Below are 15,672 nucleotides of genomic sequence, written 5' to 3'. Positions count from 1 at the left end.
TTGCCCGATCCCGCCACGATCGATGCCCGATGGATCAGGCAATGACGGCCCGCGTGCTCAGCCGCCGAGAATGCGGCGGCAGGCGTCGACGAATACCTGCGCGCCGGTGACGATGTCGGCATCGGCGGTGTTCTCGGTCCAATGATGGCTGATGCCGCCGATCGACGGCACGAACAGCATCGCCGCGGGCATGATCGTTGCCAGCATCTGCGCATCGTGGCCGGCGCCGCTGGGCATGCGGACGGATCGACCGCCAGCCAGGGCCTTGCTCGCCGCTTCGATGGCATCCTGGAAGCCGGCGTTCATCATGGCCGGCGCGCCGGTGCGCAGTTTCTCCACCGTGACGGTACAGGGGCCCTTCGCGTTGACCTCGTCGGCCATGGTCCGCAGCAATTGCTCGAGCCGCGCGATGACCGCCGGGTCGTCGTCGCGGATCTGGAACAGCATTTCTGCTCCACCCGGAATGATGCTTGGAGCGCCGGGATCGAGCGTGATGCGACCGGTGGTCCACACCGTGCGCGGGCCGCAGGCATCGGGGAAACGTTCATCGATCGCGACACAGAATTTGGCCAGCGCCAGGCCGGCATCCTTTCGCACGGCCATGCGGGTGGTGCCGGCGTGGTTCTGCTCGCCGACGAAATTGATCCGGTATTGCCAGATGCCAACGATGGAGGTCACGACGCCGATCGCGAGGCGGCCGCTTTCAAGCGTGTCGCCCTGTTCGATATGCGCCTCCAGATACCCGACGTGCCGGCTTGGCGGGGCGGTGATGCGCGGGCGCCCCGAGAGCCCCATCTCGGCGAGTGCATCGCGCATGGTGCGGCCGCTGGTGCGGTCGCGGGCAGCATCGACGTCGGCCTCGGTCACTTGGTCGACATAGGAGCGCGAGCCGAGAAAGTGCCCGAAATGTCCTTCCTCGTCGCACCAGGCGGCGACCTCGACCGCGCCCTTGAACGAGGGATCAGCATTGAGCACGCGCGCGGCTTCGAGCGCATAGACGACGCCGAGCGGACCGTCGAGCCAGCCGGCGTAATTCTGGCTTTCCAGGTGCGATCCCGCCAGCAGCTTCGGTCCCGGCTTTGCGCTGGTACCGAAGACATTGCCAATGCCGTCGATCGTGGCGGAGAGGTCGGCGTCGGGCAGCTTCCGCACCAACCAGTCCAGCGATTGCTTGTGCGGCTCGGAGAAGGTCGGCTTGTGCACGCCGGTCTTGTAGGCGCCGATGGCGCGCAGCGCGTTGAGGTCGGCGAGGACGCGCTTCCCGTCGGCGCGGGGCGGGGTGTCAGGCATGTTCGGCAACTTTCAGCGCCTCGGTGCGGATCTCCTCGACCAGCCGCTCCTTGAGCTGGACGAATTCCGGCGTGGTCTTGATCTTGTAGGAACGCGGATGCGGCAGGTCCACATGGATCTCGGCCTTGATGCGGCCGGGGCGCGCGCTCATGACGATGACGCGGCTGCCGAGGAAGATCGCCTCCTCGATGTCGTGGGTCACGAACAGCACGGTCTTCTGGTCGCGCTCCCAGATCCCGAGCAGCATCTCCTGCATCAAGGCGCGGGTCTGGTTGTCCAGCGCGCCGAAGGGCTCGTCGAGCAGCAGGATTTTCGGATCGTTGGCGAGCGCGCGGGCGATCGCCGTGCGCTGCTGCATGCCGCCGGAGAGCTGCTTGGGCCAGTGGTTCTCGAAGCCGGACAGTCCGACCTGGCGGATGAAAGCATCGGCGATCCTGTTCCGCTCGTCTTGCGACACGCCGCGCTCGCGCAGGCCGAAGGCGATGTTCTCGCGTACGGTCAGCCAGGGAAACAGGGTGTAGGACTGGAACACCATGCCGCGATCGGCGCCCGGGCCGGTCACTTCGCGCCCATCGAGCGTGACACGTCCGCTGGTGGGGCGATCGAGGCCGGCGACGATACGGAGCAGCGTGGACTTGCCGCAGCCGGACGGGCCGAGGATGGTGACGAAGTCGTTGTTGCCGATGACGAGATCGGTCGGCTCCAGCGCCCTGGTCGGCGCATTGCCATGGCGCGCGGGAAAGGTGCGCGAGACCTGCTCGATCTTGAGGATCGTCATGCGAGCCTCCACGGAAACAGCCAGGCGTTGAACGCCTTGAACATGAAGTCCGACAGGAGGCCGATCAGTCCGATCACGATGATGCCGAAGATGATCTGGCCGGTGTTGAGCAGCGCCTGGCTGTCGGTGATCATGTGGCCGATGCCCGAGGACGAGCCGATCAGCTCGGCGACGATGACATAGGTCCAGGCCCAGCCGAGCACCAGCCGCAAAATTTCTGCGATCTCCGGCGCGGAGGAGGGCAGCAGCACGCGGCGGATGATGCCGCGGTCGCTGGCCCCGAGCGTATAGGCCGCTTCGACCAGATCACGCCGGGTCGCGCCGACGTTCACGGCAACCATCAGGATGACCTGGAACACCGATCCGATGAAGATGACGAGCAGTTTCTGCAATTCGCCGATGCCGGCCCAGAGGATCAGGAGCGGAATAAAGGCGGACGCAGGCAGATAGCGCGCGAAGGAGACGAACGGTTCGAGGAAAGCTTCGACCGGCTTGTATGCACCCATCAGCACGCCGAGCGGCACAGCGATGATTGCCGCGAGGGCAAAGCCGCCGACGACGCGCCAGATCGTCATGCCGATGTCGTAGACGAAGCCCTGCTTCGTCAGCAGGTCGTAACCTTCCTGCAGCATAGTCAGCGGGTTTGCGAGGAATGTCTTCGACACATGGCCGCCGAGCGTCGCCCAGGACCAGAGGGCAACGAACAGCACGAAGAATGCAAGGCCGTACGCCATGCGTTGCTTCGATGTCACGGGATCCAGGGGACGCATCAAACTGTCTATCCGAATAGTCGATCATGTGCCGGCTCCGCCTCTTGGCGGAACCGGCCACTTGCAGAAGTTACTTGATGTAGCTCGCGTCGAAGAGGTCTTCGACCTTTGGCGCGGTCTTGATGATGCCGATCTCGAGTAGGAGCTCGGCGGCCTCCTTGTTGAAGGTCAGGAAATCGCCGGCGAAGAACTTCTGGTTCGCCGCCTTGTCCTGCCAACGCAGATATTTCGCCGAGTTGCCGAACTGCTCGCCGGACTGCTTCACGTCGGCGCCCATGATCTCGTAGGCCTTTGCCTGATCCTTGGCGATCATGTCGAGCGCCTCGAAATAGCTGTCGGCAAGCGCCTTGGCGGCCTTCGGGTTCTCGGTGAGGAACTTCGGCGTGCAGCCGAACGTGTCCATGACCATCGGGTAGTCGAGCGTGGTTGCGATGATCTTGCCCTTGTCGGGCGCGGCGCGAACAGTCGAAAGATACGGTTCATACGTCATCGCGGCATCGTTCTGGCCGGAGACGAAGGCCTGCGCAGCCGCAGCCGGCTCGAGGTTGACGACGGTGACGTCCTTCACCGACAGACCGTTCTTCTTGAGCATCCAGGCCAGCGCGAAATAGGGCGAGGTGCCGGGCGCGGAGGCCGCGACGGTCTTGCCCTTCAGATCCTTGATCGAAGCCAGGTCGTTGCGCACGGCCATGCCGTCGGCGCCGTAGCTCTTGTCGAGCTGGAAGATCTGCTTGGTCGCAACGCCGTTGGCGTTCCATGAGATCCATGTCTCGACGGTCGTTGCCGCGCACTGGACGTCGCCGGAGGCGATCGCGAGGTGACGGTCCTTCTGCGGGATCTTCTTGATGGTGACGTCGAGGCCGTTCTTCTTGAAGATGCCGGCCTCCTTCGCCAGCGTCAGCGGCGCGAAGCCGGTCCATCCGGAGATGCCGATGCCGACCTTGACGTCGTCGGCGAGCACCGGAGTGGCGGTCGCGAGGGCAATGATTGTCACAAATACTTTCGAACTACGCATGATTGTCGTCCTCTTGCCGATCGATGGATTGACGTCCTGTTGATCCTTGTCGGTCCATTTGGACCGTTGCCCGAAGCATTGCACGAATTGTGCCGACATTATTCTCTCAGCCTCCCTTGAATCGGGCGACAAGGCGGTGAGAGTCACCGGGATAAAGCAGGCGCACCGCGGTGATCGTGCGCGCGCTGCGCCAGGTATAGCGGTCGATCACGAGGCAGGGCGCGCCGATTGCGATGTCGAGCGCCTTCGCCGCGCGATCATCCGCAACGATGGCGCTGATGGTATGCTCGGCCTCCGTCCATGGCACATGATGGAGCAGCCACGAGCCGGGCGGCTCGCGCGAAAAATCCGCGGTCGCAGCATTCGGCACGGACGACAGATCGATCAGCCTGTCCTCGACGGCGAAGGGCACGTTGTCGGCGCTGTGCCGGCAGGCGATCGCGACCACCTTGCCGGCCTTCTTGACGCCCAGGCGGTCGCGGTCGGCGGCGGTCGCCGTGCGCAGCTTGCGGCCGATCAGCTCGTAGCCGTAAGCGCGGCCGAGCGCGATGATTTCGGCGCGGATGTCGGCGATCTTGAGCACGGCGGACTGGTGCTGCGGCCGGCGCACGAAGGAGCCGGCGCGCCGCCGCCGCTCGATCAGGTCGGCTTGCGCCAGCTCCGACAGCGCCTTGTTCACCGTCATGCGCGAGCAGCCGTAACGCGCGACCAGCTCGTGCTCGAAGGGGATGCGATGTCCGGGCGGCCATTCGCCGGTCAAAATGCGCTTTTCGATATCGGCGCGGATTCGCTTGTAGAGCGTCGGCTTGTCGGTCGCACCGGTCGCGAGGCTCATGCGACGAGTCTCCGGATGGAGGCGTTGAAGCGCTCGCGTGCGGCTTGGCGCAGCTTGTGCCGGCCATTCTCGACGACCTTGGCGCCGCCGGCCCAAACGCAATCGATCGCGCCGCCGCCGACCGCGAAGATCCAGCCGTCGATGATGGCGTCGCGTGCGCGCCCCGCCAGCGACGAATGTGCCGTGTCGAGCGTGACGATGTCAGCGTGCGCACCCGGCGCGAGGCCGACTGTCGGCTGCGCCAGCGCTTGCGAGCCGCCTGCAAGCGCATGATCGAACAGCGTGCGTCCGGTTGAGCGCCCCGCGCCGCTGGAGAGCACGTTACGCTGGCGATGCTTCAGACGCTGACCGTATTCGAGCTGGCGCAACTCGTCGGCGACACCGATCAGCACGTTGGAATCGGTGCCCACGCCGAACGCGCCGCCGGCCGCGAGAAATTCGCGCGCCGGAAAGATGCCGTCGCCGAGGCTCGCTTCCGTGATGGGGCAGAGACCCGCGACCGCGCCGGTCTTGGCGAATGCGGTGACTTCCTCATCCGTCGTATGGGTGGCGTGGATGAGGCACCAGCGTTGATCGACGGGCGCGTGCTCCAGCAGCCATTGCACCGGCCGCCGGCTCGACCATGCCAGGCAATCCTCGACTTCCTTCACCTGTTCGGCGGCATGAATGTGTACCGGCCCGCCATCGGCCAGCGGAATGATCGCGGCGAGTTCGTCCGACGTCACCGCGCGCAAACTGTGCGGCGCGATGCCGATATTGGCGCCCGGCAATGTTGCGATGGCCTTGCGTGATGCGGCCATCAGAGCGGCGAACTGATCGACCGAGCAGATGAAGCGGCGCTGGCCGGCATGCGGCGCTGCGCCGCCGAAGGAACCATGCGCATAAAAACTTGGCAGCAGTGTCAGGCCAATGCCTGATGCCTCGGCAGCCTGTGCGATGCGCGCGGCCATCTCGCCGAGATCAGCGTAGGGCGAGCCGTCTCGATCATGATGAAGATAGTGGAATTCGCCGACGCGGGTGAAACCCTGCTCCAACATCTCGACATAGAGCAGCGTCGCGACGGCGGTAACGTCATCCGGCGTCATCGCCAGCGCGAAGCGATACATCGTCTCGCGCCAGGTCCAGAAGGTATCGGTGCTGTCGCCGCGCAACTCGGCGAGGCCCGCCATGCCGCGCTGGAACGCGTGGCTGTGCAGGCTCGCCAATCCCGGAAGCGCGATTGCGTGGCGCTCGTCGCCGGCTGCCGGCGCCACATTCGGCGTCACCGCCACGATCGCGCCCGCGGTGATGACCACCTGCACGTCATTGGCCCAGCCCGAGGGCAGGAGCGCGGAGGCGAAATGCAGTCGGGTCATGATTACACGCCGGCTGGACAGAACCGCCCCACGATTATATGTCTAGACATATAAGTCAAGCATCCCACGAAGGGGCCGTTGCATGGCAGAGCGCTTCGACCGGATCTGGCACAATGCCCGGCTCGCCACGATGCGGGCTGACCGTCCTGACCTTGGCGAGATCGAGCGGGCCGTAATCGCCGCGCGCGGCGGCCGTATCGTCTATGCGGATGCGCAGACCGATTTTCCGTCGGATGCTGATGCGCCCGAGAGGATCGATTGCGAGGGACGCTGGATCACGCCCGGCCTCGTCGATTGCCATACCCATCTGGTCTATGGGGGCAACCGCGCGCACGAGTTCGAGCTGCGCCTGAAGGGGGCGAGCTACGAGGAGATCGCGCGCGCCGGCGGCGGCATCGTCTCGACGGTGGCTGCGACGCGGAAGGCGAGCGAGGCCGAGCTCGTCGCAGGCGCGCTGCCGCGGCTCGATGCGTTGATCGCCGAGGGCGCAACCACGGTCGAGATCAAGTCCGGCTACGGCCTCGATGCCGAAACCGAGATGCGTCAGCTTGCCGCCGCGCGCAGCCTCAGTGGCCAGCGGCCGGTTGCGATCCGCACCTCCTTCCTCGGCGCGCATGCATTGCCGCCGGAGGCGGAGGGCAACAAGGATCGTTACATCGATCTCGTGTGCAAGGAGATGCTGCCCGCGGTCGCTAAGGCAGGCCTTGCCGACGCCGTCGATGCCTTCATGGAGGGAATCGCGTTCTCCGCCGAGCAGACCGCGCGGGTGTTCGAGACGGCGAGGGGGCTTGGACTTCCAGTCAAGCTCCATGCCGACCAGCTCTCGAATCTCGGCGGTGCCGCGCTTGCCGCGAAATTCTCGGCGCTCTCGGCCGATCATCTCGAGCACACCGACGAAGCCGCCGCCGTCGCGATGGCGAAGGCCGGAACGGTGGCGGTGCTGCTGCCCGGCGCCTTCTACTTCATCCGAGAGACGCAAAAGCCGCCGGTCGAGACGTTTCGCAGGCTTGGCGTGCACATGGCGCTGGCGACCGACTGCAATCCCGGCAGCTCGCCGCTGACCTCGCTGCTGCTCACGATGAACATGGGGGCGACCCTGTTCCGAATGACGGTGGCCGAATGCCTTGCTGGCGTGACGCGCGAGGGGGCGCGGGCGCTTGATCTGCTGGATGAGACCGGCACGTTAGAGGCCGGCAAATGGTGCGACCTCGCGATCTGGGACATCGAGCGGCCGGCCGAGTTGGTCTACCGCATCGGCTTCAATCCGCTGCACGAGCGGATATGGAGGGGGCAGTGACGGAGCAGGACACAGCGATCGTCGTCAGACCGGGGACGGTCAGTCTCGATGATCTCGCCTGCGTGCTCGATGGTGCGCCCGTCGTGCTCGATCCCTCATTCTGGCCGCGCGTCGAAGCCGCGGCGGAGATCGTCGCAAGAGCCGCGCGCGCGGATGTCCCAGTCTATGGCATCAACACCGGCTTCGGGAAGCTTGCGTCGAAGCGCATTCCGCCGGACCAGACTGCGCTGCTCCAGCGCAACCTGATTGTCTCGCACTGCTGCGGCGTCGGCCCGGCGACACCGGAACCGATCGTGCGGCTGATGATGGCGCTGAAGATCGTCTCGCTCGGGCGCGGCGCCTCTGGCGTGCGCTGCGAGGTAATCGAGCAACTGCAGGCAATGCTGGCGCGGGGTGTCTATCCGCTGGTGCCGCAGCAGGGCTCCGTGGGCGCCTCCGGCGATCTTGCACCGCTCGCGCATATGACGGCAGTGATGATCGGCGAGGGGCAGGCCATCATTGACGGGAAAACTGTATCTGGCGCCAAGGCACTAAAGGCCGCCGGTCTCGCGCCGCTGACGCTTGGCCCCAAAGAGGGCCTCGCGCTGATCAACGGCACGCAATTGTCGACGGCCTACGCGATCTCCGGCGTGCTGCGTGCGTTTCGCCTGGCCCGCGCAGCGCTCGTGACCGGCGCATTGTCGGTGGATGCCGCGATGGCCTCGACAGCGCCGTTCCGCCCTGAAATCCAGGCGCTACGCGGTCATGCCGGGCAGATCGCCGCGGCGGCGACATTGACGGCGCTGCTCGACGGCAGCGACATCCGCCTGTCGCATCTCGAAGGCGACGAGCGCGTGCAGGACCCCTATTGCCTGCGTTGCCAGCCGCAGGTCGCGGGCGCGGCGCTCGACCTGATCACGCAGGCGGCGCGCACGCTCATCATCGAGGCCAACGCCGTCACCGACAATCCGCTGGTGCTGGTCGAGACGGGCGAGATCGTCTCCGGCGGCAATTTCCACGCCGAGCCGGTGGCCTTTGCCGCCGACGCTATTGCGCTGGCGCTATCGGAGATCGGCGCGATCAGCGAGCGGCGCATCGCGACGCTGGTCGACCCCGCGCTCAATTTCGGCTTGCCGCCGTTCCTGACGCCCGACCCCGGCCTCAATTCCGGCTTCATGATCGCCGAGGTCACGGCGGCCGCGCTCTATGCCGAGAACAAGCAGCGCGCGCTCGCCTGCTCGATCGATTCGACCCCGACCAGTGCGAACCAGGAAGATCACGTCTCGATGGCCGCGCATGCCGCGCGACGCCTGTCCGACATGGCCGACAATCTCGCTGCCATACTCGGCATCGAGCTTCTGGTCGCCGCCCAAGGCATCACACTGCGCGCGCCGCATGCGACCAGCGCGCCGCTCGTTGCCGTCATTGCCGCGCTTCGTGAGCAAGTGCCAGCACTCGGTGCCGACCGCTACATGGCCGGCGATCTCGCCAAGGCAGCTGAACTGATCGAGGCCGACGCGCTGCCGGCGATCGCGATCACCGCACTTCCATCCGATCCGTTTCCGAGACTTGACTAAGAGGTCCGCATGAACCGCCGACTGGACAATGACCGTACCATCCGCGCGCCCCGCGGCAGCGAGATCAGCGCCAAGAGCTGGCTGACGGAAGCGCCCTTGCGCATGCTGATGAACAATCTCGATCCCGATGTGGCGGAGCGGCCGAGCGAGCTCGTCGTCTATGGCGGCATCGGCCGCGCCGCGCGCGACTGGGAGAGCTTCGACCGGATCACGGCGGCCTTACGCAAGCTCGAAAACGACCAGACCTTGCTGATCCAATCCGGAAAACCGGTCGATGTCTTCCGCACCCATGCCGACGCGCCGCGTGTCTTGATCGCGAACTCCAACATCGTGCCGCACTGGGCGACCCTCGATCATTTCAACGAGCTCGATCGGAAGGGCCTGATGATGTACGGCCAGATGACTGCAGGCTCCTGGATCTATATCGGCAGCCAGGGCATCGTGCAGGGCACCTACGAAACCTTCGTCGAGGTCGGTCGTCGCCATTATGGCGGCAGCCTCGCCGGCAAATGGATTCTCACCGCCGGCCTCGGCGGCATGGGCGGCGCGCAGCCGCTGGCTGCGACCATGGCCGGTGCTTCGATGCTCGCGGTCGAATGCCAGCCGAGCCGCATCGAGATGCGCTTACGCACCGGCTATCTCGATCGGCAGGCCGCAACCCTCGACGAAGCGCTCGCCATCATGGAAGAGGCCGCGAAGACGAAGAAGGCGGTCTCGGTCGGCCTGCTCGGCAATGCCGCCGAGATCTTCCCGGAGCTGGTGCGCCGCGGCGTGAAGCCCGACGTCGTCACCGACCAGACCAGCGCGCACGATCCGATCAACGGTTATCTGCCCAAGGGCTGGACGCTGGCCGAATGGGAAGCCAAGCGCGCATCCGACCCGAAGTCGGTCGAGCGTGCCTCGAAGACGTCGATGGTCGAGCACGTGAAGGCCATGCTGGATTTCCACGCGCAGGGCATTCCGACGCTCGACTACGGCAACAACATCCGCCAGATGGCGCAGGATATGGGCCTGAAGAACGCCTTCGATTTCCCGGGCTTCGTTCCGGCCTATATTCGTCCGCTGTTCTGCCGCGGCGTCGGGCCGTTCCGCTGGGCCGCGCTCTCGGGCGATCCCGAGGACATCTTCAAGACCGACGCCAAGGTCAAGGAGCTGATGCCTGACGACAAGCATCTGCACAATTGGCTCGACATGGCCAAGGCGCGCATCAAGTTCCAGGGCCTGCCGGCGCGGATCTGCTGGGTCGGCCTTGGTGATCGCCATCGCCTGGGCCTTGCCTTCAACGAGATGGTGGCGCGCGGCGAATTGAAAGCGCCGATCGTCATCGGCCGCGATCATCTCGACAGCGGCTCGGTGGCAAGCCCCAACCGCGAGACCGAGGCGATGAAGGACGGATCGGACGCGGTATCCGACTGGCCCTTGCTCAACGCGCTGCTCAATTGCGCCAGCGGTGCGACCTGGGTCTCGCTACACCATGGCGGTGGCGTCGGCATCGGCTATTCGCAGCACGCCGGCATGGTGATCGTCGCCGATGGCACGCCGGAAGCCGCAAAACGCATCGAACGCGTGCTCTGGAACGATCCCGCCAGCGGCGTGATGCGCCATGCCGACGCGGGTTATGACATTGCGATCGACTGCGCCCGTGACAAGGGTCTCGATCTGCCGAGCTTGGCGAAGTAGCCGCGCCTCAGGCCACGACCTTGGCGTCGGCGCCGTCGAGGCGCAGCTGTTCCTTGGCGAGATAGTCGCCGATCGCGTCGGCCGGCATGGGCTTTGCGAAATAATAGCCCTGGATGAAGTCACACCCCAGGCGGCGCAGGGTGTCGAGCTGAGCACGAGTCTCGACGCCCTCGGCAACACAGGCGATCTCCATGTCGTCGCACAGGCCCGTGAGCGACTTGATGATCTTGTAGCTCACGGGATTGTCGTTGATGTCGGCGACGAAGCTGCGGTCGACCTTGATCTTGTCGAGCGGCAGCCGGTGCACGTGGCTCAGTGAGGAATAGCCGGTGCCGAAATCATCCAGCGAAATGCCGCAGCCCATCGCCTTCAGCGTCGCGATCGACTGCTGCGCGCGCACGAAGTCGAAGGTGACGGCGGTCTCGGTGATCTCGAAATCGATCTGGTGCGGCGGCAGCCCGCTCCTCTCGATGATGGCGATCAGCGGCAGAATGCCTTCGGCCGCGCAGACATCGTGCGCGGAGAGGTTGAACGACAGGCGGATGTGATCAGGCCAGGTCCTGGCGGTCGCGAGCGCGCGAACCAACAGCGCCTGCGTCAGCGGCCGGATCAGGCCGATGCGCTCGGCAGCCGGAATGAAATCGGCCGGCGAGACCAGGCCGAGGCGGGAGCTGTGCCAACGCGCCAGGACCTCGAAGCCGGCGGTGTGCTCGCTCATGGCGTCCACGATCGGCTGGAACACCAGGTCCATCTCGGTGCTGAAATCGGCACTGCGGAGCAAATTCTCGATGACGCCGCGGCTGCGGATCTCGGCCTCGAGCTCGCTCGAGAAGATCACCGTGCGGCCGCGCAGATGGCGCTTGGCATGATACAGCGAGTAGTCGGCGCATTCATAGAGCGCTTCCGACGTCGTCGCCGAGGTCGGGAACAGCGCAAAACCAATCGAGCAGCACAGCCCGGTATGGGCGGTATCGAGCTGGTAGGGAAGCTTGACATGGTTACCGATGCGCTCGCCGAGCCGCATTAGATCGGCATCATCGGGATCGCCGCACACGACGAGGCCAAACTCGTCGCCGCCGAGTCTTGCGAATTCCACGCGCTGCGGGCCAAAGCCTTCGCAGACTTCACGGATGCGGCGGCCCGCCTCGATCAGGACGCGGTCGCCGACACTATGGCCGTAATTGTCGTTGATCGGCTTGAAACCGTCGAGGTCGATGATTCCGACCGCGACGCGAACGCTCCGGCGCTCGGCGTCGGTATAGGCGCTCGACAGCTCGGCGAAGAAACGGCGGCGGTTCGGCAGCTCGGTGAGGGAATCGAGATTGGCAAGGCGGAAGTTCTCGTCCGAGAGCGCCTGGGTCGCCGCCTGCTGCGCGAGCAGCGACTTGCGGCTCGCGACGAGATCGGCGAAGTCGCGGTAGTAGATGAACAGCACCGTCACCATCGCGCCCGAGACCAGCAAATTGTTGACGGCGATCGCCTTCAGCGTCGGCTCGCCCGTAGCGAAGAAGAACAGCACATAGGGCACGTCGACGATCAGCGTCACGATCAGCGCCGCCGAGCGTAGATGCATCAGCGAGAAGATGCAGCCGATCACGGTGACCGCCATGTAGAAGGCGACCTGGCTCTTGGCGAACGGATCGCCGTAGGGGTAGAGCGCGAAGGACCAGACGGTGAAGCCGGCGCCGATCGGCAGTGTCAGCCAGTTGGTGGCGCGCAGATTGCGCAGGATATCGGCATCGCTGCGCACGAGGTGGCGCTGACGCAGCCACCAGAACGTACGGAGCGCCGCGAGCACCGTCAGCACAGAAGGCACGATCATCGTGAGCCAGTCCGGCGCAACGTTCACATAGGTGTAGGCGACAGCGATCGAGTTGCTCATAAGCAGGAAGTAGAGGAGCGGGACCTGCTTGGAGAAGGCGTCGAACTGCGCGCGTGTCAGATCCGGGTTGTCGGCCGGCACGCGAAACAGCCGCATCGCGGCGGCGAGATGAGACTTCAAATCGGCAACAGGCATTGCAATACGCGCCCCGGGTCCTTCAAAATCGGGCGATCTTGCATGGCGCGGGTAAAGGTCGCGTTAGGTGGGTTCCACGGGAAAAGCCAGCGCAGGTTGCTCGTGATTGCGACATTTTACGTCGGCGTGCATTGGTGAGGGTCTGTTAAGGATGTTGCGGCGGCAGAGCCGGGCGCTTCGCCGCCGGTCAAGCCGTGCGTCTACGTTCTGCTAACCATGTGCGGCGGCATAACGTATGCCGCACCACGCCTCCATTCGGGCGACGGTGTGGTGCGGCGTCTGATAGCCGCTATTTTTGCTCCAGCGCGGCCGTCTGCTTGGCGAGTTGCTTGTCGAAATCCTCCGACAGGCCGGTGACGTAGGTTGCAAGCTCCCCCGGCGTGACGAACGGGTTCGGCGCGCCGTCCTTCATCTGGGCGCGCTTGGCCTGCATGCCATAGACCTCCGGATGCGGCCCGAGCAGCACGTCGATCTTCATCGCCTTGGCCTTGGCGAATGTCGCGCGATAGTCGTCTACGATGCCGGGATAGGTCGGCTGACCGACCAGCCTGTTCAGCGCAACCGTGCCGCTACAGAAGAACAACACCGCGCGGTTTTGATCGCCGTCCTTGACGCTCATCTCCCAGCTCGTGCAGCCCGGCGAGTGGCCGGGCGTTGCATGCGCCGTCAGCGTGACGTCGCCGAGCGTGACCTTGTCGCCTTCCTTCACCGTACGGTCGACCTTCACCGCGGGGAAGGCGAGGTCCTCGTTCTTCTCGTCGCCGGGATAATAGCCGCCTTCGAGCAGCGGCTTGTCGCGCTCGCCGGCCACGAGCTGCGCGCCGGTCTCCTTCTTGATCTCGGCAAAACCGCCGGTGTGGTCGAGATGCGCATGCGTGTTGAGAATGATCTTGATGTCGGCGACCTTGAAGCCGAGTTTCGCGATATTGTCCTTGATCATGCCGGTCGACTGGGGCATCGCGGTATCCATCAGGATCAGGCCCTGCGATGTCTTGATGACGTAGACGGCGATGCCGCCGGTTCCGACATAGTAGATGTTGCCGATGAGCTGGAACGGCTCGAACGGCGCTGTCCACTTCTGCATGGCGGCCGCCAGGAAATCCTTGATGGTCTGCGCCTGCGCGCCCGTTGCGAACAATGCCAGCGCGCACAGCGCGGCCGCGAGCTTCGTCATAGTTTGCCTCCCACAGTGTTCTTGTCGTTTTGATCGGGCGCGGACGTCGTGTGGCGCGACCCGTTGTGCAAGTTATGTCGTGGCCGGCGTTGCGGGCAACTGCTTCGTGCCTGGAAATATCGATGTGCCGCGTGGGAACAACGCGGGTCGGCCGAAAGCGGTGCGAGACGCCTAGCGCCCGATCGTCACGCCGGCGGTCGAGCGCATGGCGTCCCGAAGGCTCGTCGCGTTCATGTCGTGGAGGACCTGCCGCGTCAACACGGTGGTCTGGCCGGGCGTGTTGAGGATTGTCTCGCCGCGTGAGGAAGAGAGCCGATCGGCCTTGTAAGGCGCGGCCGGATCGGTGGCAGGAGCAGCCGCATGACGTGGCCGTTTGTCCGCGGCCAGAGCGGGCTGCGAGATGCAGAAGGCGGCGATCAGGATCAGAGACAATGACCTTGCGCGCATATGCGATCTCCCATGTCGGGACATCAACCTAGCACATCGCACCGGTGGCCGCAGAAGAAAGGATCAGGCGAGGGCGGCCTGGCGCTCCCGCACCGGCTCGCGGGCGCGGTCGTGTTTCCCAGGCTCGGCGAGCCGGGTGAAACTGCGCTGGCTCGCATGCGCAGGCGCCTCGACGATGACGCCCTCGCAGACGATCTGCCCGCCGAGCATCCTGAATTCCAGCTTGTCGTAGCGCGGCATCGTCTCGCCGGGCGCCGGCGGCAGCAGTCCGACACTGCCCTGGATGTTGAGCGTGGCGTCGCCGGTGCCGTGCAGGCGCGGATTCCACATCCTGATCCCGGTCTCGGCCCAGCGCTGCCGGATCAGGGCTGCGCGGTCGGTAGGCTCTGCGACCTTTGGCCGAGGCTTCCGCGTGCTGGGTGTCTTCGCAGCGGGAGACTCGAGGATCGGCTCCGGCGCGACATCCGTGACGACGCTCGGTGTGTTGGAGGAAGCGTCCGCTGCGATGATCGTTGCGACAAGCGCGGAATCGCCAGCGAAGCCGGGCTCGATTTCTACGGCGACACTGGGAGACGGAGCCCTGTCGATGCTGCTGTTGGCAATATCCTCCGCCGAGACTTCGCTATCAGCAAGCGCGACACGCGAGTCGTCTGCGACGGCCAGCTCAACGTCCCCTGGGAGGTCGGTGGAAGTGTCATCGTGGACGATGAGAACGGGTGCGTCAGCCGCGGCAATCGCGACCTCGGCGGCCGCGACCGGCGCCTCCTCCGCGATGGGGCCGACGTTGGCCTGGAGTTCGCAAGTTGGATTGCTGCTGATGAGGGGCTCAGGAATATCAACCGGCTCGACCTCGACGGCGACGGTTGCGACCGCTGCCTCTTTCACGACGGCGGGTTCAGGGTTCGCCGAGAGTTCTGCGGGCGGATCGTTGCTGATGACTTCAGGAACATCAACCGGCTCGCTCTCGGCCGACGAGAGCGCAACCTCTTCGACGACGACCGGTTCGACGTCTACCGGCATCTCCAGGGTTGGATGGTCGCTGACGTCGACATCGATTGGCGCTGCCGACGAGCTTTCCGCGATGACGGTATCATTCCCTGCGACCGGAGTCGCGACCGCGATCTCGGCATCGCTGCAGCGCGGAGCGGTGCTGAGACCGGTGTCGAGAGACGGAGCTGCTTCTGCAATGTCGGAGGTGACGGCGGGTGAGTCGCTTGCGGCACTCGGTGCGACGTCGACACTGCCGCTGTGCGGCAGGGGCCGAAGCCGGGTGAACGCCCATTTCACCGCAGGGATGCGGCGCAGCAACGATATCAGTCTCGAAAGCACTGGGAGTTGTCCAAGAGGTACTCGGCGTGAGGCAATCGCTGATTCGTCAGCAATGTGAAAAACTGCCCCGGCCGTCACACCGATGTCAATCTAGGTGGGACCAATTGCAGAACATCCGCCACCATCGTG

13 protein-coding genes are annotated in these 15,672 nt (G+C 65.1%); 3 read left to right on the top strand and 10 right to left on the bottom strand.

Features of this window, described 5'->3' with window-relative positions; all coding sequences use genetic code 11:
• Window positions 1-57: 57 nt before the first annotated feature.
• The 6 genes from LRP30_RS28810 to LRP30_RS28785 all read right to left on the bottom strand — a co-directional run bounded on the left by LRP30_RS28810 (window position 58) and on the right by LRP30_RS28785 (window position 6,043).
• A complete protein-coding gene (locus LRP30_RS28810) occupies window positions 58-1,290 on the bottom strand; it encodes a Zn-dependent hydrolase (RefSeq protein WP_249756916.1) in 1,233 nt (410 codons plus the stop codon).
• Window positions 1,283-2,068 carry an ABC transporter ATP-binding protein gene (locus LRP30_RS28805; RefSeq protein WP_164939435.1) on the bottom strand — a complete coding sequence of 262 codons (786 nt, stop codon included), beginning with the start codon at window positions 2,066-2,068 and terminating at the stop codon, window positions 1,283-1,285. Before LRP30_RS28805 ends, LRP30_RS28810 begins: the two co-directional genes overlap by 8 nt.
• Window positions 2,065-2,838: an ABC transporter permease gene (locus tag LRP30_RS28800; RefSeq protein WP_128945360.1), complete on the bottom strand. Its 774-nt coding sequence runs from the start codon at window positions 2,836-2,838 to the stop codon at window positions 2,065-2,067. Before LRP30_RS28800 ends, LRP30_RS28805 begins: the two co-directional genes overlap by 4 nt.
• A 70-nt stretch (window positions 2,839-2,908) precedes the next feature.
• Window positions 2,909-3,853 (bottom strand): ABC transporter substrate-binding protein, encoded by a 945-nt coding sequence (locus LRP30_RS28795; protein WP_128932433.1) that lies wholly within the window; start codon window positions 3,851-3,853, stop codon window positions 2,909-2,911.
• Between the two features lie 106 nt (window positions 3,854-3,959).
• Complete coding sequence (gene hutC / locus LRP30_RS28790; RefSeq protein WP_128932434.1) at window positions 3,960-4,688, bottom strand: histidine utilization repressor; 729 nt, start codon at window positions 4,686-4,688, stop codon at window positions 3,960-3,962.
• Complete coding sequence (locus tag LRP30_RS28785) at window positions 4,685-6,043, bottom strand: formimidoylglutamate deiminase (RefSeq protein WP_249756915.1); 1,359 nt, start codon at window positions 6,041-6,043, stop codon at window positions 4,685-4,687. Before LRP30_RS28785 ends, hutC begins: the two co-directional genes overlap by 4 nt.
• Before the next feature lie 82 nt (window positions 6,044-6,125).
• Between LRP30_RS28785 and hutI the strand changes: the two genes are divergently transcribed.
• Genes hutI through hutU form a run of 3 tightly spaced genes read left to right on the top strand, consistent with a single transcriptional unit; the run spans window position 6,126 to window position 10,576 of the window.
• Window positions 6,126-7,340: an imidazolonepropionase gene (gene hutI, locus LRP30_RS28780; protein WP_249756914.1), complete on the top strand. Its 1,215-nt coding sequence runs from the start codon at window positions 6,126-6,128 to the stop codon at window positions 7,338-7,340.
• Window positions 7,337-8,896, top strand: coding sequence for a histidine ammonia-lyase (gene hutH, locus LRP30_RS28775; protein WP_249756913.1), 1,560 nt, complete (start codon window positions 7,337-7,339; stop codon window positions 8,894-8,896). Before hutI ends, hutH begins: the two co-directional genes overlap by 4 nt.
• Window positions 8,897-8,905: 9 nt before the next feature.
• Window positions 8,906-10,576 (top strand): urocanate hydratase, encoded by a 1,671-nt coding sequence (gene hutU / locus LRP30_RS28770; RefSeq protein WP_249756912.1) that lies wholly within the window; start codon window positions 8,906-8,908, stop codon window positions 10,574-10,576.
• A 7-nt stretch (window positions 10,577-10,583) separates the two neighbouring features.
• On the opposite strand, the gene LRP30_RS28765 is transcribed toward hutU, so the two are convergent.
• The 4 genes from LRP30_RS28765 to LRP30_RS28750 all read right to left on the bottom strand — a co-directional run bounded on the left by LRP30_RS28765 (window position 10,584) and on the right by LRP30_RS28750 (window position 15,522).
• Window positions 10,584-12,593, bottom strand: a complete 2,010-nt coding sequence (locus LRP30_RS28765; protein ID WP_249756911.1) for an EAL domain-containing protein — start codon at window positions 12,591-12,593, stop codon at window positions 10,584-10,586.
• A 289-nt stretch (window positions 12,594-12,882) separates the two neighbouring features.
• Entirely contained in the window at window positions 12,883-13,767 is an 885-nt protein-coding gene (blaBJP, locus tag LRP30_RS28760; RefSeq protein WP_249756910.1) for a BJP family subclass B3 metallo-beta-lactamase, read from the bottom strand.
• A gap of 171 nt (window positions 13,768-13,938) precedes the next feature.
• Window positions 13,939-14,214, bottom strand: coding sequence for a TonB-dependent receptor plug domain-containing protein (locus tag LRP30_RS28755; RefSeq protein ID WP_249756909.1), 276 nt, complete (start codon window positions 14,212-14,214; stop codon window positions 13,939-13,941).
• Between the two features lie 63 nt (window positions 14,215-14,277).
• A complete protein-coding gene (locus tag LRP30_RS28750) occupies window positions 14,278-15,522 on the bottom strand; it encodes a hypothetical protein (protein ID WP_249756908.1) in 1,245 nt (414 codons plus the stop codon).
• Between the last annotated feature and the right edge of the window lie 150 nt (window positions 15,523-15,672).

Origin of the sequence: Bradyrhizobium sp. C-145 (assembly GCF_023375135.1) — a bacterium.
Lineage (GTDB): Bacteria > Pseudomonadota > Alphaproteobacteria > Rhizobiales > Xanthobacteraceae > Bradyrhizobium > Bradyrhizobium zhanjiangense.
The sequence above is the reverse complement of the archived record's forward strand: the minus strand, read 5'-3'. Positions and strand labels throughout refer to the sequence as shown.

Bases quoted from the DNA above. Each gene is read 5' to 3' on its own strand.
- LRP30_RS28810 (WP_249756916.1), bottom strand. From the start codon at position 1,290: ATGCCTGACACCCCGCCCCGCGCCGACGGGAAGCGCGTCCTCGCCGAC.
- LRP30_RS28805 (WP_164939435.1), bottom strand. From the start codon at position 2,068: ATGACGATCCTCAAGATCGAGCAGGTCTCGCGCACCTTTCCCGCGCGC.
- LRP30_RS28800 (WP_128945360.1), bottom strand. From the start codon at position 2,838: ATGCGTCCCCTGGATCCCGTGACATCGAAGCAACGCATGGCGTACGGC.
- LRP30_RS28795 (WP_128932433.1), bottom strand. From the start codon at position 3,853: ATGCGTAGTTCGAAAGTATTTGTGACAATCATTGCCCTCGCGACCGCC.
- hutC (WP_128932434.1), bottom strand. From the start codon at position 4,688: ATGAGCCTCGCGACCGGTGCGACCGACAAGCCGACGCTCTACAAGCGA.
- LRP30_RS28785 (WP_249756915.1), bottom strand. From the start codon at position 6,043: ATGACCCGACTGCATTTCGCCTCCGCGCTCCTGCCCTCGGGCTGGGCC.
- hutI (WP_249756914.1), top strand. From the start codon at position 6,126: ATGGCAGAGCGCTTCGACCGGATCTGGCACAATGCCCGGCTCGCCACG.
- hutU (WP_249756912.1), top strand. From the start codon at position 8,906: ATGAACCGCCGACTGGACAATGACCGTACCATCCGCGCGCCCCGCGGC.
- LRP30_RS28765 (WP_249756911.1), bottom strand. From the start codon at position 12,593: ATGCCTGTTGCCGATTTGAAGTCTCATCTCGCCGCCGCGATGCGGCTG.
- blaBJP (WP_249756910.1), bottom strand. From the start codon at position 13,767: ATGACGAAGCTCGCGGCCGCGCTGTGCGCGCTGGCATTGTTCGCAACG.
- LRP30_RS28755 (WP_249756909.1), bottom strand. From the start codon at position 14,214: ATGCGCGCAAGGTCATTGTCTCTGATCCTGATCGCCGCCTTCTGCATC.